This window comes from Bradyrhizobium sp. Cp5.3 (genome assembly GCF_000426265.1).
In the GTDB taxonomy this organism is placed as follows: domain Bacteria; phylum Pseudomonadota; class Alphaproteobacteria; order Rhizobiales; family Xanthobacteraceae; genus Bradyrhizobium; species Bradyrhizobium neotropicale.
Genome location: NZ_AUFA01000008.1, coordinates 113,004 through 131,920, shown reverse-complemented (window position 1 = coordinate 131,920; position 18,917 = coordinate 113,004). Strand labels below are relative to the sequence as shown.

At 64.9% G+C, this 18,917-nt stretch carries 24 protein-coding genes; 7 read left to right on the top strand and 17 right to left on the bottom strand.

Annotated features, from left to right (window positions below; genetic code table 11):
- Positions 1-94: 94 nt before the first annotated feature.
- The 8 genes from K289_RS0112830 to K289_RS0112800 form a co-directional block, all read right to left on the bottom strand.
- Positions 95-1,048, bottom strand: coding sequence for a ribose-phosphate pyrophosphokinase (locus K289_RS0112830; protein WP_027551879.1), 954 nt, complete (start codon positions 1,046-1,048; stop codon positions 95-97).
- 197 nt (positions 1,049-1,245) lie between these two features.
- A complete protein-coding gene (locus tag K289_RS0112825; RefSeq protein ID WP_027551878.1) occupies positions 1,246-1,860 on the bottom strand; it encodes a hypothetical protein in 615 nt (204 codons plus the stop codon).
- Between the two features lie 112 nt (positions 1,861-1,972).
- Entirely contained in the window at positions 1,973-2,155 is a 183-nt protein-coding gene (locus K289_RS52230; protein WP_245283904.1) for a hypothetical protein, read from the bottom strand.
- Positions 2,156-2,169: 14 nt separating this feature from the next.
- Positions 2,170-2,904, bottom strand: a complete 735-nt coding sequence (locus K289_RS44305; RefSeq protein ID WP_245283903.1) for a MerR family transcriptional regulator — start codon at positions 2,902-2,904, stop codon at positions 2,170-2,172.
- Between the two features lie 73 nt (positions 2,905-2,977).
- Positions 2,978-3,745, bottom strand: a complete 768-nt coding sequence (pgeF, locus tag K289_RS0112815) for a peptidoglycan editing factor PgeF (protein WP_027551877.1) — start codon at positions 3,743-3,745, stop codon at positions 2,978-2,980.
- Entirely contained in the window at positions 3,742-4,860 is a 1,119-nt protein-coding gene (locus K289_RS0112810) for a class I SAM-dependent methyltransferase (RefSeq protein ID WP_027551876.1), read from the bottom strand. Before K289_RS0112810 ends, pgeF begins: the two co-directional genes overlap by 4 nt.
- 21 nt (positions 4,861-4,881) lie before the next feature.
- Positions 4,882-5,724 (bottom strand): prolipoprotein diacylglyceryl transferase, encoded by an 843-nt coding sequence (gene lgt / locus K289_RS0112805; protein WP_027551875.1) that lies wholly within the window; start codon positions 5,722-5,724, stop codon positions 4,882-4,884.
- 14 nt (positions 5,725-5,738) lie between these two features.
- Positions 5,739-6,470 carry a dienelactone hydrolase family protein gene (locus K289_RS0112800; RefSeq protein WP_027551874.1) on the bottom strand — a complete coding sequence of 244 codons (732 nt, stop codon included), beginning with the start codon at positions 6,468-6,470 and terminating at the stop codon, positions 5,739-5,741.
- 164 nt (positions 6,471-6,634) lie between these two features.
- Here K289_RS0112800 and K289_RS0112795 point away from each other — a divergent pair, with 164 nt between their 5' ends.
- From K289_RS0112795 to ychF, 4 genes are all read left to right on the top strand, one after another.
- Positions 6,635-6,895: an accessory factor UbiK family protein gene (locus K289_RS0112795; protein WP_027551873.1), complete on the top strand. Its 261-nt coding sequence runs from the start codon at positions 6,635-6,637 to the stop codon at positions 6,893-6,895.
- 296 nt (positions 6,896-7,191) lie between these two features.
- Positions 7,192-7,917 carry a 50S ribosomal protein L25/general stress protein Ctc gene (locus K289_RS0112790; RefSeq protein WP_027551872.1) on the top strand — a complete coding sequence of 242 codons (726 nt, stop codon included), beginning with the start codon at positions 7,192-7,194 and terminating at the stop codon, positions 7,915-7,917.
- A gap of 57 nt (positions 7,918-7,974) precedes the next feature.
- Positions 7,975-8,580, top strand: a complete 606-nt coding sequence (pth, locus tag K289_RS0112785; protein ID WP_027551871.1) for an aminoacyl-tRNA hydrolase — start codon at positions 7,975-7,977, stop codon at positions 8,578-8,580.
- A gap of 136 nt (positions 8,581-8,716) precedes the next feature.
- On the top strand, positions 8,717-9,814 hold the full coding sequence (gene ychF, locus K289_RS0112780; RefSeq protein WP_027551870.1) for a redox-regulated ATPase YchF: 1,098 nt from the start codon (positions 8,717-8,719) through the stop codon (positions 9,812-9,814).
- 128 nt (positions 9,815-9,942) lie between these two features.
- On the opposite strand, the gene K289_RS0112775 is transcribed toward ychF, so the two are convergent.
- On the bottom strand, positions 9,943-10,239 hold the full coding sequence (locus K289_RS0112775; RefSeq protein ID WP_027551869.1) for a DUF4282 domain-containing protein: 297 nt from the start codon (positions 10,237-10,239) through the stop codon (positions 9,943-9,945).
- A 154-nt stretch (positions 10,240-10,393) separates the two neighbouring features.
- Here K289_RS0112775 and K289_RS0112770 point away from each other — a divergent pair, with 154 nt between their 5' ends.
- The 3 genes from K289_RS0112770 to K289_RS51535 all read left to right on the top strand — a co-directional run bounded on the left by K289_RS0112770 (position 10,394) and on the right by K289_RS51535 (position 11,676).
- Complete coding sequence (locus K289_RS0112770) at positions 10,394-10,846, top strand: MaoC family dehydratase (protein ID WP_027551868.1); 453 nt, start codon at positions 10,394-10,396, stop codon at positions 10,844-10,846.
- The gene (locus K289_RS0112765) at positions 10,846-11,328 is read left to right on the top strand and encodes a MaoC family dehydratase (RefSeq protein ID WP_027551867.1); all 483 of its coding nucleotides are present in this window, start codon (positions 10,846-10,848) and stop codon (positions 11,326-11,328) included. Before K289_RS0112770 ends, K289_RS0112765 begins: the two co-directional genes overlap by 1 nt.
- A gap of 201 nt (positions 11,329-11,529) precedes the next feature.
- A complete protein-coding gene (locus K289_RS51535) occupies positions 11,530-11,676 on the top strand; it encodes a hypothetical protein (RefSeq protein ID WP_027551866.1) in 147 nt (48 codons plus the stop codon).
- A gap of 41 nt (positions 11,677-11,717) precedes the next feature.
- Here the strand turns inward: K289_RS51535 and K289_RS51530 are convergent, their stop codons facing one another.
- The 8 genes from K289_RS51530 to K289_RS0112720 form a co-directional block, all read right to left on the bottom strand.
- Positions 11,718-11,855: a hypothetical protein gene (locus K289_RS51530; protein WP_198024697.1), complete on the bottom strand. Its 138-nt coding sequence runs from the start codon at positions 11,853-11,855 to the stop codon at positions 11,718-11,720.
- 308 nt (positions 11,856-12,163) lie between these two features.
- The gene (locus K289_RS0112750; RefSeq protein WP_027551865.1) at positions 12,164-12,580 is read right to left on the bottom strand and encodes a hypothetical protein; all 417 of its coding nucleotides are present in this window, start codon (positions 12,578-12,580) and stop codon (positions 12,164-12,166) included.
- A 231-nt stretch (positions 12,581-12,811) separates the two neighbouring features.
- Positions 12,812-13,714 carry a hypothetical protein gene (locus tag K289_RS0112745; protein WP_027551864.1) on the bottom strand — a complete coding sequence of 301 codons (903 nt, stop codon included), beginning with the start codon at positions 13,712-13,714 and terminating at the stop codon, positions 12,812-12,814.
- A gap of 268 nt (positions 13,715-13,982) precedes the next feature.
- Entirely contained in the window at positions 13,983-14,423 is a 441-nt protein-coding gene (locus K289_RS0112740; RefSeq protein WP_027551863.1) for a nuclear transport factor 2 family protein, read from the bottom strand.
- A gap of 266 nt (positions 14,424-14,689) precedes the next feature.
- The gene (locus tag K289_RS0112735) at positions 14,690-15,136 is read right to left on the bottom strand and encodes a nuclear transport factor 2 family protein (protein WP_027551862.1); all 447 of its coding nucleotides are present in this window, start codon (positions 15,134-15,136) and stop codon (positions 14,690-14,692) included.
- Between the two features lie 223 nt (positions 15,137-15,359).
- A complete protein-coding gene (uvrB, locus tag K289_RS44300; RefSeq protein ID WP_084788602.1) occupies positions 15,360-18,275 on the bottom strand; it encodes an excinuclease ABC subunit UvrB in 2,916 nt (971 codons plus the stop codon).
- 96 nt (positions 18,276-18,371) lie between these two features.
- Positions 18,372-18,605 (bottom strand): hypothetical protein, encoded by a 234-nt coding sequence (locus tag K289_RS0112725; RefSeq protein WP_027551861.1) that lies wholly within the window; start codon positions 18,603-18,605, stop codon positions 18,372-18,374.
- A gap of 39 nt (positions 18,606-18,644) precedes the next feature.
- On the bottom strand, positions 18,645-18,869 hold the full coding sequence (locus tag K289_RS0112720; protein ID WP_027551860.1) for a hypothetical protein: 225 nt from the start codon (positions 18,867-18,869) through the stop codon (positions 18,645-18,647).
- Positions 18,870-18,917 lie beyond the last annotated feature (48 nt).

Here is an 18,917-nt window from a genome sequence, read left to right as displayed (position 1 = left end):
AGCGAAGCGTGCCCACCGCTATCATCGAAAACAGAAAAGGTGGGCACGGCGCGTCGCGCCTTTGCCCACCCTACGATTCTACGAGGTCAGGTGCTCAGTCGAACAGGCTCGACACCGACTCTTCCGCAGCGGTGCGCGCGATCGCGTCGGAGATCAGGCTGGCGATCGGCAGCGTGCGGATGTTCGGCGCCTTGGTCACCGCGTCCGTCGGCAGGATCGAGTCGGTAATGACAAGCTCTTTCAGCTTCGAGGAGGAGATGCGGGCGGCCGCGCCGCCGGACAGCACGCCGTGAGTGATGTAGGCGTAGACGTCCTTGGCGCCCTTGGCGATCAGCGCGTCGGCCGCGTTCACCAGCGTGCCACCGGAATCGACGATGTCGTCGACGAGGATGCAGGTGTAGCCGGCAACGTCGCCGATCACGTTCATGACCTCGGACTCGCCGGGACGCTCGCGCCGCTTGTCGACGATCGCGAGCGGGGTGTTGATGCGCTTGGCGAGCCCGCGCGCACGCGCGACGCCGCCGACGTCAGGGGAGATCACCATCACCTTGGAGAGGTCGAACTTCTCCTTGATGTCGCGCACCATCAGCGGCGCCGCGTAGAGATTGTCGGTCGGGATGTCGAAGAAGCCCTGGATCTGGCCGGCATGCAGGTCGAGCGTCATGACGCGGTCGACGCCGGCCTGCGTGATCAAATTGGCGACGAGCTTTGCCGAGATCGGCGTGCGCGAACCCGATTTGCGGTCCTGCCGGGCGTAGCCGAAATAGGGCAGCACCGCGGTGATGCGGCGCGCCGACGACCGGCGCAGCGCGTCGGTGATGATCAGGAGCTCCATCAGATGGTCGTTCGCCGGGAACGAGGTCGACTGGATGATGAAGGCGTCCGACCCGCGGACGTTCTCCTGGATCTCGACGAAGATCTCCATGTCGGCGAAGCGCCGCACCACCGCTTTGGTCAGCGGCAGGTCCAGCCCCTGCGCGATGGCCTGGGCGAGGGCCGGATTGGAGTTGCCGGCGACAAGCTTGATTGAGCCGTTTTTGGCCGACATGGACGCTTCCTCCCGCGCTTTGCTGGATACGACGTTCAACATCTGGGAATACCCACTGGAAGCACGGTTACGACGGGCGAGGAAATATCAGGCCCAAGGCCGAACTGGCAACCCGGGATGCTACGTTTTCCCAGCGAAAATCCTGAGTCCGGTCAACAGTTTGGGCGGGACTTGGGGCCGTGGTTTAGCCGTGGTTATCACTCGGCATAGCCGAGTGCGGCGGCGGGCATCTCCGGCGCTGTGGCGCCCGGCAGCACGCTCGCCACGGCAGGCCCCCTCAGCCCCGGGGCGGCCCCGGGCGCATCCGGCGACGTCCCATTGATCATGTTGGAAAGTCCGCTGAATCCGGCCTGGGCGATCTTCCGAAGCACCAGATCGTCGGCGGCCGACCAGGGATCGCGCCCACCCTTGGCCGAGGCCGGTTCCTCACCGGACAGCCGCAACGCCCGCTGCTGGTTGGCGTCGTAGACGTCCCAGACCCAGGCGATCACGGTCTTGCCGCGGACGACCTGGGCGGAGAGGTAGCTGCGCACGCGATAGGCGGCCGTCCCCTCGCGGGAGACGACGGCCAGGCTGCGCAGCTTGGATTCGCTGTCGAGCACGCCGACCATGCGGTCGAACACCTGCGGCGGCGGCCCGTCGATGGATTCGAAGGCGACCGTCGCCCCGCTGCCGGCACTCGGCGCCATCGCATAGGAGTTGCTCGGGGCGCCGCCACCGGCGCAGCCGCCAAGCGCGGTCGCAGCCGCCAGCAGCATGACCGCCAGCACGCGCGAGCCCGCGCGGCGCAAGAATGATGACGCTTCCCTCATTGGAGGGCAGCGATATCGTTAAAATCGATTAACGTCTAGGGCGGAGGTGCCACAAAGCAGGCCAGGAGCGGCGGTAAGGCCGCTGCCGCTCCCGAATGGTGAATTTCCTGGCTCAGCCGGCAAGATGATGGCGCATTGCGTCGAGTATCCATACCCACTCCCGGTTCGGACTGGCATCCGGAGACTGGCCTCTCATGATGGCGACCAGCTCCCAATAGCGGCTCGCGCGGGCATCGTGCTGGGCGTATTTCGTGGCAAGCCAATTCCGGAACGCGACGTCAGGTTTGCGTCCCATCAGGCGCGCCGACGTCAAGAGCCAATCCCGCGCCAATTCACCGCCTTGCCCAGACGTGGGCTCGATCCATGTTCAATCGCCTGCTTTGCTCTCAGCACGATGGCGTCGCTCGCCTTTTGGCACGCTTCGAGGTCGAAAGCATCGCGATCCCAGACGTCGCTGGCGTTGGATCGCATGTTGGCGATGAAGGAAGGGTCGGCCAGAATCGCAGAAAGCTCGATCCAGGCGTCGCACTGCTCAGGCGTCGGCTCGTCTGGCAGCTCTGGGATGGTCGCCTCCACCATTCGGCGCACCCATTTTTGATCGACGTTTATGCCATCGGATACCTTCTCAAAAAAACTTTCGACGACATTCCGCCGTTCCGCGCGGGATAGCTGCGTCATTGTCCAAAATCTCCTCAAATCGGCTTCGGTGAGTTGTGGTGAACGCAGCGCGGCCCGCAGTGTGGAGGCGACGCGGCGCTGGGCGGCGATCTCCGCCTCCAGTGCCTCGAGGCGGAGCTTCAGCGCCTGGGTCAGCGACAGTTCCTGAGCCAGCACCTCGCGGATGGCACCCAGCCCAAGTCCCGCGTCCCGGAGGCAGCGGATCAGTTCGAGGCGGATCAGCTCGCTATCGGTGAAGACGCGATAGCCGCTGGCGGTGCGATCTGCCGGCGGCAGCAGTCCCTGGTCTGAATAAAAGCGAAGCTTGCGGACCGATATGCCGCAGAGCCGCGCCGCTTCGCCGATGCTGTAGCTGCGTTGCTTCATGCGCCCGTTGTGCGGTCTCCAGCAGGTGGAGAGTCAAGGGCATTTTGTCGCTATGGAAGCGACGCGGGCGGCGTCACCCCTCCAGCGCGATCGCGTGGATGTGCCGGCCGTAGTCCGGCTCCTTGCGATGCACCGAGCGGCGGTAGCTGAAGAAGCGCTCGTCGGCATAGGTGTCGAGACCGAGATCGTCGATCATCAGAACGCCGGCGCCCTCGAGCCGCTTCCGGATGAAGCCGGCGAGATCGAACATCGCGTGGCCGTCGCGCACTGACGGGATGAAGAACATCGCGTTCTCCGCATCCGCCTCGATGAAGCGCGCCACGAACTCGTTACCGACTTCATAGCTTTCCTGGCGGATCAGCGGGCCGATCGCGGCGATGATGCTGCCGCGCGCAGCGCCAAGCTGCTCCATCGCAGAAATAGTCGCCTCCAGCACGCCGGTCAGCGCGCCCTTCCAGCCGGCATGGGCGCCGCCGATGACGCGCGCATGGGGGTCGACGAACAGCACCGGCCCGCAATCGGCCGTGGAGACGCCGAGCGCGATGCCGGGTGTTCTGGTGACCAGCGCATCGCCCTTGGGCCGCGGCCCGCTCGGCCATGGGGTTTCGGCGACGAGGACGTCGGGCGAATGGATCTGGTGCAGGCTGAGGAAGCGCTCCGGTGCGACGCCGACATGCTCGGCCATGCGGCGGCGGTTCTCCGCGACATGGGCCGGATCGTCATTGGAGCCGAGCCCGCCATTGAGCGCGGCGTAGATGCCGCTAGAGACGCCGCCCTCGCGCGTGAAGAAGGCGTGGCGCAGGCCGGGCACCGCCGACAGCAGCGACGAAGCGATGGTCATGAGGCCCCTCCAGCCTGTTCGAGATCGCTGAGGCCTGCGATGCCGGTCAGCCGCGGCTCGGAGATGCCGAGCACCTTGAACATCGATCCCATGCCGCTGCGTCCGGTGTCGGTCAGGCGCTTGTGCGCCAGTGAAATGTCGGAGGCGACGTCCGGCGTCGCTTTCTGCATCAAGGCGGCTGCGCGGGTATCGATGCCGACGCGCTTGAGGAAATCGCCCTGCGTCACCGGGCCGTGCACGCGGGCGCCGACGTCCTCGGCGGCGCGCGCCAGCGCCTGGAAGTCGACATGGGCGGTGACGTCGGCCTGGCCCGGCGCCTTCAAGGGATCGGTGAAGCTGTGGCGCGCGATCGCCTGGAAGGTGTCACCGGCGTCGCTGCGCAAGTGCCCGTAATCGATGATCAGGGCCGCACCGTCCTGCTCGCGCACGCGCGTCGCAAGCTTCATGATCTCGGTGTCGGGGCGCCATTCGAACACCGCGCCGACCGGCGCCGCGCGCACCAAGGGCGGTAGCAGCACGTCGAAGCGCGGGGTCGGCTCAGCCGCCGCGCCGAACTCGAGCCTGCCGTTGCCGTCGATCTCGACCACGCGCTCATGCCAGCCGTTCTCGTGCCGGACCATCTGGTGGATCGGCAGCACGTCGAAATATTCGTTGGCGAGGATGATGCTCGGGCCCTCGGGCACGTCGTCGATGCTGTCGTGCCAGGTAATGTTGCGCACGCTGGACAGCGTCGCCATCTGCCGCTCGCGCAGCACCGGGTTGACCTCGACCATGTGGATATGAAGCGACTGGTACAGCGGCGGCAGCACCCGCAGAGCGCGCAGCGCATCCGCCATCATGGTGCCGCGTCCGGGGCCGAGCTCGATCAGCCGCAGCAACTGCGGCGAGCCCATCTGCTTCCATACCGATGCGCTCCACAGGCCGAGCAGCTCGCCGAACATCTGGCTGACCTCGGGAGCGGTGGTGAAGTCGCCCTCGCGGCCGAGCGGATCGCGCGACACGTAATAGCCGTAGCGCGGATGCATCAGGCACAGTTCCATGTAGCGCCAGACCGGCATCGGGCCCGACGATTTGATCAGTGCCTTGATCTCGTTCAACAACGGCGAGTCGGTCACGGCCTTGCTTCTCGAAATGAATTAACGAACGGCCTCTGCCGGCCTCGGCGCTCCGCGCCGCACTGCCCATACAATAAGTGTGCCGCCGACAATAAGCATCGGGATCGACAACAGCATGCCCATGGTTAATCCGCCCCACAGGAAGCCGAGCTGGGCATCCGGCTCGCGGAAATGCTCGCCGATGATCCGGGTCAGGCCGTAGATCAGGATGAAGCTGCCGAGGATCAGTCCCGGCCGTTTCAAGGCGCCGAGCCGGATCATCACTGCGAGTACGATGAAGAGCAGGATGCCTTCCATGCCCGCCTCATAGAGCTGGCTCGGATGGCGCGGCACATCACCGCCGGTCGGAAAGATCATCGCCCAGGGCAGGCTTGGGTCGGCGGGACGGCCCCACAGCTCGCCATTGATGAAGTTCGTCAGCCGCACCAGGAAAATGCCGATCGGCGCCACGCCGCAGGTGATGTCACCGAGTGACAGGATCGAGACGCCATTCTTGCGTGCGAACCACATCACCGCCACGACGCAACCGAGGAAACCGCCGTGGAAGGACATGCCGCCTTCCCACAATCTGAAGATCGCAGCCGGATGCTCGATGAAGAAAGGCAGGTTGTAGAACAGCACGTAACCGGTGCGGCCACCGAGAATGATGCCGAGCGTCACCCACAATATGAAATCATCGATCTGCGACAGGCTGATCGGCGATCCGCCGGCCCATAGTCTCTCGTTCTTGATCAGGGCGCGCGCATAGAGCCAGCCGAGCACGATCCCGCCGATATAGCCGAGGGCATACCAGCGGATCGCAAACGGCCCGATTGCGACCGCGACCGGATTGAACGACGGAAAATCGATGAGCAAGAGGGGCATCAGGCCTTCTGTACCTAGACGAGATTGCGGCGATAGAGTGCCAGCAGCCGCTCCCAGTGCCGCTCGGCCGCGTCGCGGTCATAGACCGGGCGCTTGGGGAAGGCGAAGCCATGATGGGTGCCAGGATAGATCTCGACCTCGGCCTTCGCGCCGCGCATGCCCTGCTTCACCTTCTCGATGATCTCGGCCGGCGCGTAGATGTCGGTCTCGGCGCAGGCGAAATAGAGTTCGGCTTTGGTCTTGCCGGCAGCAAGATGCGGGCTGTCGTCCTGGTCCGTCGCAAGCTGCGTGCCGTAGACCGAGGCAGCCGCCTTGACGCGATCGGGAAAATGGGTGGCGGCGTTGACGGCGTAGCGGCCGCTCATGCAGTAGCCGACGGTCCCGATCAGCTTGGTGTTCGCGGCCGCCTGGCCCTCGGCGTAGGCGAGCAGGGCTTTGGTGTCTTCCATGATCATGGGGATGCTGAGCGAGCCCATGAACTGGAACATGCGCTTGCGTTCCGGCGCATTCGGGTCGGCCGGCAGGGGCCCAAGCTCCATCACGCCGGAGCGGTAGTAGAGATTCGGCAGCATCACGTAATAGCCCGATGTCGCGAGCCGGCGCGCCATGTCGCGCAGCTCCTCGCGGATCGCCGGCGCATCCATGTAAAACAGGATGATCGGGAACGGCCCACCGCGCTCGGGATGGCTGATGAAGGTTGCGGTGTGGCCGTCCTTGGTGGGAATTGCGATCTGCTGCTCGATCATCTCTTTGCGCCTTGTGATTCTTCTTATGCAGGGACGTTGAATACGATTGCAAGGAAACCGGGGCATGACAAGGATAGCCCCAGCCCTGCAAAGACCCTTGAACCGCCCTGTCGGGATTGCCATTGTCTTTGCAGCTGTTCGCGCAAAGTTTATCGGAGGCCGCCATGACCCAGACCACCAACCGCTTTTTCGACGAGATTGGCCGTCTGATGAACGACGCCGCCGGTGCCGCCCAGGGCGTCAAGCGCGAGTTCGACACGGTGATGCGCACCCAAGCCGAAAAATTCCTGCGCGACATGGATCTGGTCAAGCGCGAGGAGTTCGAGGCGGTCAAGGACATGGCGCGCCTCGCCCGCGAGGAGAACGAGGCGCTGAAGGCGCGCATCGCCGCGCTGGAGGCCAAGCTGGGCGGTTCGACCAATTAAAGGTCGTCATGCCCGGGCTTGTCCCGGGCATCCACGCCTATACTCATACGTGGTCCCGTAGCCCGGATGGAGCGCAGCGTAATCCGGGAACTGCGTCCCGAGACCCCCCGGATTTCGCTACGCTCCATCCGGGCTACAAGGCACCGACCGGCAGCCCATTCTCCTTGTCATTTCCGCGTCTTCCGGGTAAAAGCCCGCCACGTCCGCGGCCCCCGCACCCCTGGAGGCTTGCTGCGGACAGCACCATGGGCCGCCTTGCGGCCCATTAACTTTTGCAAAAACAAGGACTTAACGTTATGGCGACCGTCAAGGAATTGAAGGCGACCGCACGTCCGAAGAGCGGCAAGGGGGCCGCCCGGGCTGAGCGTCGCGCCGGGAGAGTGCCCGGAGTGATCTATGGTAACAACCAGCCCCCGCTCCCGATCTCGGTTGACGATCGCGAACTGCGCCAGCGCATCCTCGCCGGCCGGTTCCTGACCACCCTTGTCGACATCGACCTCGACGGCAAGAAGCACCGCGTGATTCCGCGCGACTTCCACCTCGACCCGGTCAAGGACTTCCCGATCCATGTTGACTTCATGCGGCTCGGCGAAGGCGCCACCATCCGCATCAGTGTGCCCCTGCACGTGGTGAAGGCGGAAGGCTCGCCCGGCGTGAAGCGCGGCGGCACCGTCAACATCGTCGCCCACGCGATCGAGCTCGAATGCGGTGTCGAGAACATCCCGCAGTACATCGAGGCTGATGTCGGCTCGCTCGAAATCGGTCACTCGCTCCATCTGTCGGACATCAAGCTGCCGAAGGGCGTGAAGGCGCTGACGCGCGAGGAGGCGACCCTCGTCACCATCGTGCCGCCGTCCGGCTACGCCGAAGAGCAGAAGGCGGCGGCTGCGGCTGCGGCCGGTGGCGCGGCTCCGGCTGCGGGCGCGGCTGCTCCGGCGGCTGGCGCGGCTGCCCCGGCTGCGGGTGCTGCGGCTCCGGCAGCGGCTGCCAAGGCTCCCGCCGGCGGCGACAAGAAGAAGTAATCTCTCAAAGCTGGCGCGCGGTCCTGATCGCGCGCCAAGCGAGGGGCGCGCCGCGTCATGCGACTCTTTGTTGGGCTCGGCAATCCCGGCGCACGATACGCACGCAACCGGCACAATATCGGCTTCATGGCCGTCGACGAGATCGCGCGGCGTCATGGTTTCTCGCCATGGCGCCGTCGCTTTCAGGGCGAGACCTCGGAAGGTGCGCTCGGCACTGAGCGCGTCATCCTGCTCAAGCCCACGACCTACATGAACGAGTCCGGTCGCAGCGTTCAGGAAGCGGCAAGCTTCTTCAAGATTGCGCCGGGCGACGTCACCGTGTTCCAGGACGAGCTCGAACTGCCGCCGGGCAAGGTGCGGGTGAAGATCGGCGGCGGCATCGCCGGCCACAACGGCCTGCGCTCGATCTCCGCCCATATCGGCAACGAGTACCGCCGGGTGCGGCTCGGCATCGGTCATCCCGGCGTCAAGGAATTGGTGCACGGCCACGTGCTGTCGGACTTTTCCAAGGCCGACGGCGAATGGGTGGCGACGCTCTGCGATGCGGTTGCCGAGCATGCCGCGCTGCTCGCCAAGGGTACCGATGCGACGTTCGCCAACAGGGTGCATCTTGCCATGCAGGCGAAGGGGTTTTTGACCAAGGACGACAACGGCAAAGAGTAGGGTGGGTGAGCCGATCACGTTCGCCGAAGCTGCAACGAGCGAAGGCAGAAGGCGTAACCCACCATGCAACGGCGGAAAAAGTGGTGGGTTACGCTACGCTAACCCACCCTACGATTGCACTGCGCTAGAGGACACGATGGGATTCAAATGCGGGATTGTCGGGTTGCCCAATGTCGGCAAATCGACCTTGTTCAATGCGCTGACCGAGACGGCTGCGGCGCAGGCTGCGAACTATCCGTTCTGCACGATCGAGCCGAATGTCGGCGAGGTCGCCGTGCCGGATCCGCGGCTGGATAAGCTGACGGCGATCGCCAAGTCGGCGCAGATCATCCCGACCCGGTTGACCTTCGTCGACATCGCCGGCCTCGTGCGCGGCGCCTCCAAGGGTGAAGGCCTCGGCAACCAGTTCCTGGCCAACATCCGCGAGGTCGATGCGATCGTGCATGTCGTGCGCTGCTTCGAGGACTCCGACATCACCCATGTCGAGGGCAAGATCGCTCCGCTCGCCGACATCGAGACCATCGAGACCGAGCTGATGCTCGCCGACCTCGACAGCCTCGAGAAGCGCGTCGACAATCTCACCAAGAAGGCCAAGGGCAACGACAAGGACGCCAAGGAGCAGCTCGACCTCGTCAACCGCACGCTGGTGCTGCTGCGCGACGGCCAGCCGGCGCGGCTCGTCGAGCGCAAGGCGGAGGAGGAGCGCGCCTTCTCGATGCTCGGCCTGTTGTCGTCAAAGCCCGTGCTCTATGTCTGCAACGTCGAGGAAGGCTCCGCTGCAACCGGCAACGCCTTCTCCAAGGCAGTCGAGGAACAGGCCGCAAAAGAAGGCGCGGTTGCCGTCGTCATCTCCGCCAAGATCGAATCCGAGATCGCGACGCTGTCGCGTGAGGAGCGCGTCGATTTCCTGGAGACGCTGGGCCTGGAAGAGGCCGGCCTCGATCGCCTGATCCGCGCCGGCTACACGCTGCTCGACCTCATCACCTATTTCACGGTGGGGCCGAAGGAGGCGCGCGCCTGGACCATCCACCGCGGCACCAAGGCGCCCGCGGCGGCCGGCGTGATCCACACCGATTTCGAAAAGGGTTTCATCCGCGCCGAGACCATCGCCTATGACGATTACGTCGCGCTGGGCGGCGAAGCCGGCGCCCGCGATGCCGGCAAGCTGCGCCTCGAAGGCAAGGACTACACCGTCGCCGACGGCGACGTGATGCATTTCCGGTTCAATACGTAAGTTCTTGCGGGATTCGTAGGGTGGGTCAGCGAAGCGTAACCCACCATTTCTCCCGCGGCGAAGAAAGTGGTGGGTTACGCCTTCGGCTAACCCACCCTACGGTGCTACGCACGCCCCGGAATGACGAGCTATTTCATCCCACCGCCCTGGTCGCGGATGGCGCCGAGGTGCTCGTTGATGCGGAAGACGATCAGGATCAACTCGGCGGCGATGCGCGAGAACACGACGCCGACGACGACACTCGCGATCGACGACAGCAGCACTAGGAAGCCGCCGAACGGGCTGATCGCCATCGTGGCAAGGCCCGAGAAGATGCCGGAGAGGCCGAACAGGCAGATCAGCGCGATCACCAGCCAGTAGAAGGTCTTGATGATCGTCGGCGTGATGAACCTGTCCCACTGAAACAGATCGTTGAATGAGAACATTGCTCTCCCCGGGCAAATCGGGCCTCGGCCCTTCGGATGATCCGACTCAGACCAGTACCGCCGTGTCGAATGTAGCACGAGCCATGCGGGCCGGCGGGTTGAGATTGCCGCAAAGTGCGGCCACAATCTGTCAATTCCGCAAAGCTTTCCCAAGATGACCCTGACCTTCGAAGATTTCCCGCCCGGCCGGTTCGGCACATTCGGCCCGCGCCATGTCACCCGCGACGAGATTCTGGCTTTTGCCGCCGAGTTCGATCCGCAGCCGATGCACCTGGACGAGGATGCCGCGGCGAGAAGCATGCTGCGCGGACTGTCCGGCTCCGGCTGGCACCTCTGCTCGCTGATGATGCGGATGATGGCCGACGGCTTCATCACCCGCGCCGCCTCGCTCGGCTCGCCCGGCGTCGACGAGGTGCGCTGGCTGTCGCCCTTGCGGCCCGGCGATGACCTCACGCTCGATGTCGATGTCGTGGAAGCGCGCACCTCGAAGAGCCGGCCCTCACTCGGCATCGTCAAGTTCAAATGCACCGCGCGCAACGCCAAGGGCGAGGCGCTGTGCGAGATGACCTCGCCGATCCTGATCAAGCGGCGCGAGAGGGCGGTCTGATGTGGTTCTTCGAGGAGATCGCGATCGGCCATCGCCGCGAGATCGGCGCCTATACGTTCACGGCTGAGTCCATCAAGACGTTCGCGGCGAAATTCGATCCGCAGCGTTTTCACCTCGACGAGGAGGAAGGCAAGAACTCGCTGTTCGGCGGGCTTGCAGCATCCGGCTGGCATGTCGGCTCCGCCTGCATGAGCCTGCTCGTTGCCGACGGCCAGCGGCTGGCGAAAGAGGCCGCCGCGCGCGGCGAGGAGGTCGCGGTGTGGGGGCCGTCGCCGGGCTTCCGCGACCTGCGCTGGATCAAGCCGGTGCTGGCCGGCGACACCATCACCTACGCCAGTGTCATCGTCGACAAGCGTGCATCCGGATCGCGCCCCGGCTGGGGTATCCTGACGGCCCGCACCACCGGCACCAATCAGCGCGGCGAGGAGGTCTACTCCATCACCGCCACCGCCTTCGTCCCGATGCGCGGGAAGGTCGATTAGACCAGTTCCAATCTGAACGCCGGAAATGAGTGGCTGACTGTTGCCCGCGCGCTATGGACGCGATTCAGGCCGGCTGCCATAAGCCTTCCCGAAGACGGGGCCGCCGGCGAAGCAGTTGGCGGAACCACCGAGTTGCTAACCAATTATGAACCTGTCGCTGTCTATTTGAACGAATAGGCAAAGGACAGGGGACGAGAGACCATGGCAGACCGCGGCGCACTCAAGCTGGTCGGATTTATCTTCGCTACCGCGACGCTGGCAGTGATGCTGGTCGCCGGCATGGTGGTGAAGGGCTATGCCGACGGTGGCTACACTCTGGAAGCCTCGACGGTCGAGGCGAGCCACTAAGCCTTCGTTAACGCTGTTCCGCCCAATTCGGCGCCTGCCGCTCAGCGGCTATAGACGAACGCCAGCACCGTAATCGCGACGGCGAGCAATCCGACAAAGCGCAACATGATCGTGCCGAACTGGATCGGCGCGGGTCGCAGCGGGATCGGGTCCGTGTTGTCGGGCCGAATGCTTTCCATGTGAGAAGTCCCCTGGCCCGGCCGCAAAGGCTGCGGGCGCTTGGCATTGGTCGCTGGGATTGGCCGGAAAGTTCAAAGGGGCCGGTTGGATTGGGCGGCCCGTGCCTCCTCCTCCGCTGTCATGCCCCGCGAAGGCGGGGCATCCAGTACGCCGCGCCCCCCTCGATTCCTGCCTCGCTGTCTTTGGACTACTGGAAAAGGCGGGTGATGACACCGAGAGTGGGGGCAGCGCCCGTTCTCGCGCCCCCAAAATCAAAACCGCCGCGTCCCCTCGGGAGCGCGGCGGCCATGACGTGTGATGCGGACGATCAGCTGTTGCGCAGGCCGTCGGCGGTGCGCTTCCACTGGGCGACGTTGTCGGAGATCATGCGGGTCGACTTCATCGCGGCCTGGCTGAGCTGGGCGTAGCCGGAGATCTCGCGCTGGACGCGCTGGCCCTCGGCATGGAGGAGATCGCGCAGGCTCTCGAGCTCGGAGATCAGGTTCTCGATCTCGGCGAGCGAGGTGCCGGCGACGCGCTGGATCAGCGAGTTGACATTGTTGACGGTGGCTTCCGCGTTGGGATCGAGCGCGGCTTCGCTGCCGGCGGCCGGCCGGCGCAGATAGGCGATGTCGTTGCGCACGAAATCGCGGATGCCGGCCTCGACTTCCGTGACGGCGGCGAGGTTGGTGTCGACCGTTTCGGTCTCGGTCGATTCGATCTTTTCCGGGCGAGTGGCGTTCATCGTTGTTCCCCTGTTCGCGTTGAGCGCAGCGCGAGTGTCCCCCGCACGACGACGTCTGTGGGCTGCTGCATCAGGGCGTCCGATTTTGACCGCAACTGGGCCGAGATGCGGCAAGGGCGGACCATTCGGGGGCTTTGCCGTGGCGTATGGTTAGCAATGTCTGAAGGTTTGGTGCGGCCAGGTGAATGCGCGGCTCGGCCGGAGGTCGACTCCCGGAGAGGCGAAGAGCATTCACCAGCTCTTCTTGAAGCCTGCGGTCAGGCTCTTGTTGATCGCGCCCTGGGAGGTCTCGCCGACCGAGCCGGAGACGGTGACGTTGTCGAACAGCTTTTGCTCGGCGCCGAACTTGCGCAGCCATTTGTCGTCGGTGGTCGACAGCGTCTGGCCGGCGGTGATGCTGGTGCCGGTGTCGGTGATCGTGACCTTGGCGGACTGGTCGGTCTCGTAATTGCGGGTGGTGCGCCCGGCGATGCCGGGGAGGGCCGTCGTGCCCTGCTGGTTCACGCTGTAGCCGTTCTGGAGCGTCAGCGAATAGTCGCTCGAGAGCGGCACCGACTTGGTCAGCGAGGCGCCGAGCTTACTCTGCTCGGAGCCGGGATCGACGCGGGCTTCCACCGCGGTCTTGTCCCAGATCGAGCCCGCGCCCGGTGCGGTCGCAGCCGCCCAGGCGCTGCCGGAGGATTGCAGCAGGTTGCCGCCATTGGCGGCCTTCTGCGCCAAGAGCTCGGACATCGTGGTCGGCTCGCTCGCCACCGTCATGTCGGCGCCGATCCGCGTGTCCCAGAACGAGGACACCGACTGCTTGACCTTGACTGCCGAGGAGCCGTTTGCGTTCAGGTTCGACGACCAGTCGAGCCCGTCCTTGGCCGCCGCCTGCGCCCGCTTCTTCGCGGCGATGATGTCGTTCAGCGTGCCGGCGTCGACCGCGAGCTGGCTCCAGTCGAGCTTGTCGACGTCGATGCCCTTGAGCACATCGGGGTCGTCGACATCAGGCGTCGCCGCAGCCTCGGTCTCGTCGTCCGGCTCCGCGGCCGCCGGCGGAATGATCTGTGCCGAGGCCGTCAGCACCGAGCCAAAAATGAACGCGGCCGCCAGCACTGGCAGCCTCCAGCCGAAACCTGTCGAGAATTCCATATTCCTGCCCGCGAGCCCCGGCGCATGCTTCCAACAGCAATATAGAGCGGCTTTCCGCGAAGACCATGCGCCATTCAGTCCGCGTCCAACATGCGGTTGTATCGTTGCAAAATTGTGGCGGCTGAGGTCGGGCCGCAAACCAACGGGCCGCGCGAAAAGCGCGCGCCCGACGACTGCTCTCACGCGACGGCATCCGGCGGGGCTGGAGGCCAGGACATCGCGCGAAGCGCCCACCGGTCCCGAAAAGCGGGGCCCGTTGGTGTCCCCCTCACCCCACGCCGGTCATCTTGGGAAGATGAATGGCGCGGCCGAGTGCCTGCTCCACGAGGTCGAAGGTGTCGATCAGCACGCGCATGTTGACCAGGCGGCCCGCCCTGAACTGGGCGAACTGCGCCACCCGCAGCGAGAGCGGCTTGTCGGAATCGAGCGCGGTCAGCGAATAGCGCAGCATGGAGGCCGCGGAATCCACGCCCAGCATGATGCTCTCGCGGTCGAAGCGGCGGACATGGAAGTTGTCGGCGAGCTGGCGGATGACGTCGAGCACCGCCTGCTTGCCCTGGCGTGCGCCGAGGAACGGAAACATGTCGATCGGGCCATAGAGCGCCCAGTCGACGTCCTCGTCGATCAGGGCCTCGATATCCTCAAAGTGCCGGTCGTTGATCGCGCGATGCAACGCGCGCGAGAAACGCCAGAGGCTGTGCTCTGTCATTTTGGGGAGTCCTGAAACTGGCTTGCAAGAAAACGGAAAACGACCCCATGCACAGCAATGTGCCGCGGGGCTGCTCAACTCATTCGTGTACGAACAAATACGGGATTTCGGCCAAAACGCAATTCACGTTTTCGCAATGCACAATTGAGATCGCTTTGTGAGATTTGCAATAGAACTCCGTAATTCTACTTGTCGCGCCGCCGCACCGGCTCCGGCTCTCGCGATCGTGTGGGCCCCGCGGGGAGCGGGGAGGGAGGATCAACGGCTCACTCCGCCCTCTCGCCTAGGATCAGCGGGCCGATCTCGCGCTCGAGCACCTGCTGCACCAGATCGTAGGAATCGATGATCTCGCGGATCTCGGTCACCAGCCCGTTGCGCAAGCTGTAGAACACGGCCATGTCGAACTGCACGATGCGGCCGTTGCTGCGCTTCTTGAAGTAGGCGTGCATGTAGGTCGCGACCGCGTCGCCCTCGGCGACGACGTGCGGCGTCTTGTAGCGAACTTCCGAATAGCGCGACCAGACGGTCTGCCAGAGATCGCGCAGCTCCTGCTTGCCGTGGCGTGGCACCATGTGCGGCAGCACGTCGATCGGCGCGTGGGTGAGGAAGTCGACGTCGTCGGTGCAGCACGCAAGCGCCGCGTCGAGATCGCCGCGCGCGAAACTGTCGAGCAGATGGAGCACGCGCTGCCTGCTCAAGGATTCAACCGTCATGCTGCGCCCGCCTTCATCGGCCGTCGATCGCAAACGCTATCGCGCGACCTGCTCGCCCATCAATCCGCAAAACCACAGGGGTGATTGCAGACCTTATGACGCGCAGACGCAATGCCAGGTTCACGGGATGCAATTAAGGGTTGTGCGTACGGTTGCGTGCACGAATTCGGGCAGGCGCGAGGTGAGGACGGCGTTGTCCCGCTGTCTTCACCAAGCGAACGATCTACCTCTTCTTCCACCCACCCCGTCGCCCCGGCGCTCCTCCCGTCGACTTTGGCGCGGGTCCGAACTCCGGGCCGGACTGCCGCGAATCCGTCGGCTGGATGACCCGGCTCTCGCCGCCGAACGGTTTTGACGGCAGCGCGCGGTTGGCGCGGTAGGGCAGCGATTCCGGGCCGTGCATCTCGTCGAGATGCGGCTTGTGCACCTTCGAGCCGCCACCGCCGCCGCCGCTGGCCTTGAGCGCGGAGCTCACGGTCTTTTTCTTCATCGCGCTGACTGGCAAGTTGGCGGCGTCGCCGTATTTCCTGGTGCCGGCATAGGCGCCGGCCTTGCTCTGAACGGTGCGCTGTTTGGCCGTGGGGTCGTCGACGACCGCGAGCTCGGTCGCGCGCAGGCGCTTGACCTCGTCGCGCAGGCGCGCGGCTTCCTCGAAGTTCAGGTCGGCGGCGGCTTCGCGCATTCTGGTTTCGAGATCGGCGAGCACCGCTTCGAAGTTGTGGCCGATCGAGATCACGTCGTCGGTCATGTCGTGGCCGCCGACTTCCACCAGCACGTGGTCGCGCTCGTAGACTGAGTTGAGGATGTCGCCGATCTGCTTCTTCACGCTCTCCGGCGTAATCCCGTTGGCGTTGTTGTACTCGACCTGCTTCTCGCGGCGGCGGTTGGTCTCCGCGATCGCGCGCTCCATCGAGCCGGTCATGCTGTCGGCATAGAGGATCACCTTGCCGTCGACGTTGCGCGCGGCACGGCCGATGGTCTGGATCAGCGAAGTCTCGCTGCGCAGAAAACCTTCCTTGTCGGCATCGAGGATCGCGACCAGCGCGCATTCGGGAATGTCGAGGCCCTCGCGGAGCAGGTTGATGCCGACCAGCGCGTCGAAGGCGCCAAGGCGCAAATCGCGGATGATCTCGATGCGCTCGATGGTGTCGATGTCCGAATGCATGTAGCGGACGCGAATGCCCTGCTCGTGCAGATATTCGGTGAGGTCCTCCGCCATGCGCTTGGTCAGCACGGTGATCAGCGAGCGATAACCGGCCTGCGCGGTGGCACGCACCTCGCCGACGAGATCGTCGACCTGGGTGCGGGCGGGGCGGATGTCGACGGGCGGATCGATCAGGCCCGTGGGGCGGATCACCTGCTCGACGAACACGCCGCCGCTCTCGTTCAGCTCCCAGCCGCTGGGCGTCGCCGACACCGCGACCGTCTGCGGCCGCATCATGTCCCACTCCTCGAAGCGGAGCGGGCGATTGTCCATGCACGATGGCAAACGGAAGCCGTATTCGGCGAGCGTCGCCTTGCGGCGGAAGTCGCCGCGGAACATGGCGCCGATCTGCGGAATGGTGACGTGGCTTTCGTCGGCGAAGATCAGCGCGTTGTCGGGCACGTATTCGAACAGCGTCGGCGGCGGTTCGCCGGGGCGACGTCCCGTCAGATACCGCGAATAGTTCTCGATGCCGGCGCAGCTTCCCGTTGCCTCCATCATCTCGAGGTCGAACATGGTGCGCTGCTCCAGCCGCTGCGCTTCCAGCAGGCGCCCCTGGTCGTGGAGCTGGTCGAGCCGCTGCTTCAGCTCGAACTTGATCGACTTGATCGCCTGCACCAGCGTCGGGCGCGGCGTCACATAGTGCGAGTTGGCGTAGATCTTGATGAATTCGAGCTCGTCCTGCTTGTGGCCGGTGAGCGGATCGAACTCTTCGATATTCTCGACGGTGTCGCCGAACAGATTCACGCGCCAGGCGCGGTCCTCATAGTGCGCCGGGAAGATGTCGATGACGTCGCCGCGCACGCGAAACGTGCCGCGGGTGAAATCGGCCTGCGTGCGCTTGTATTGCAGCGCGACGAGGTCGGCGATGAGCTGGCGCTGGTCGATGCGCTCGCCCTTCTTCAGCGCGAAGGTCATCGCGGTGTAGGTCTCGACCGAACCGATACCGTAGATGCAGGACACCGAGGCGACGATGATGACGTCGTCGCGCTCGAGCAGCGCGCGCGTCGCCGAGTGGCGCATGCGGTCGATCTGCTCGTTGATGGATGAATCCTTCTCGATATAGGTGTCGGTGCGCGGGACGTAGGCTTCCGGCTGGTAATAGTCGTAATAGGAGACGAAATACTCGACCGCGTTGTCGGGGAAGAAGTTCTTGAACTCGCCATAGAGCTGGGCGGCAAGCGTCTTGTTCGGTGCCAGGATCAGTGCGGGGCGCTGCGTCGCCTCGATCACCTTGGCCATGGTGTAGGTCTTGCCCGAGCCGGTGACGCCGAGCAGAACCTGCGAGCGGTCGTTGCGCTCGATGCCCTCGACGAGCTCGGCGATCGCCGTCGGCTGGTCGCCCCTGGGCTGGTATTCCGATTTGATCTCGAAACGCACGCCGCCTTCGGACTTTTCCGGGCGGGGTGGGCGGTGCGGCGTCCACACTTTCATGGAGCCGTCGTCCTTGCGGAACTCGGGACGGCCGTCGCGGATCAGCGCCTCCAGCGCGTCCGCGGTCGCCTTCACGCCGAGCGCCTCGGTCTTCGAGCGCGGCGGCCGCGCCAGGGCCTCGGCATCGTCCTCCTCTGTCGGCAGTCCGAGCTGCTTCGCAAGTTCCGGATCGAGGAACGGAATGGTCGCGGCGGTGCCGTAATTCGCCTGCGGCGCCTCGTCCAATCCTGCCGGGCGGTCGCTCAAACGGTCATTTGGAAAATCCTTCGGCGTCGAGGCCCGCGCGCGGTGTGCGGCGGCCTCGCCGCCGGCGCGGCGGTCGCGCGAATTGTCCGGCGGCGGCTGCAGGCCGGTGCCCGATCCAAGCCCGGCATCGCCGCGATTGATCGCGGGATTGAGCAACTCGGCCAGCGCCGGTGCGATCGGCTGCACATCGGGCCGATGCGCTTTGGATTTGGGGGATTTGACGGATTTTTCGGAGGATGCAGGTTTCTTCGCCATGGCCGGAATATGGGACGAGTCCGCCCGGCAGAAAAGGGCGAATGCCTTGTCCGGCTCAGCCTGCTGACAGCAGGTTGGCAGCAGGCGCAGACCTCCTCACGCCGCGGGCAGCGGCCCGTCGTCGTCCTCGTGCAGGTTGCGCGGCTGGAGGATGTCGAGATGGATCCCGCCACAACCGGTGCAGCGCATGGTCCAGTATTCGCATCCGGCGCGGCCGCCGATCACGCGGAGCACCGCGAGATCGCCGTCGCATTCCGGGCAATTCGATAGCACGGACCGTGGGTAGGATCGGGCCAGCGGCTGTGTCTCTTCGATTTCGATGGACGACATGACCGGTTCCTTGCTTTCCGCCGCGCTGGTCCTGCTTGCTTACTCGTCGTCGATGTCGGCGCGGCGGCGGAAGCGGTCGATGTGGTTCTTGGCGTCGGCGATCGCGGCGTCGGAATCGGGCCAGGCGAAGCCGACCTCCATCGCCGGAAAGAGTACGCCATCGATGGCGAGAGGGCTGAAGTCGGCGCGCCGGATCCGGGCGTGCCACAGTCCCTTGCCAGCCTCGAAGGATTCGATGTCAAAGCCGTCGTAAAGGGTCGTCATTGTGGTCCCCACGTCTTGTTGGAGGGTCAGAGGACCACATTTCCGGAT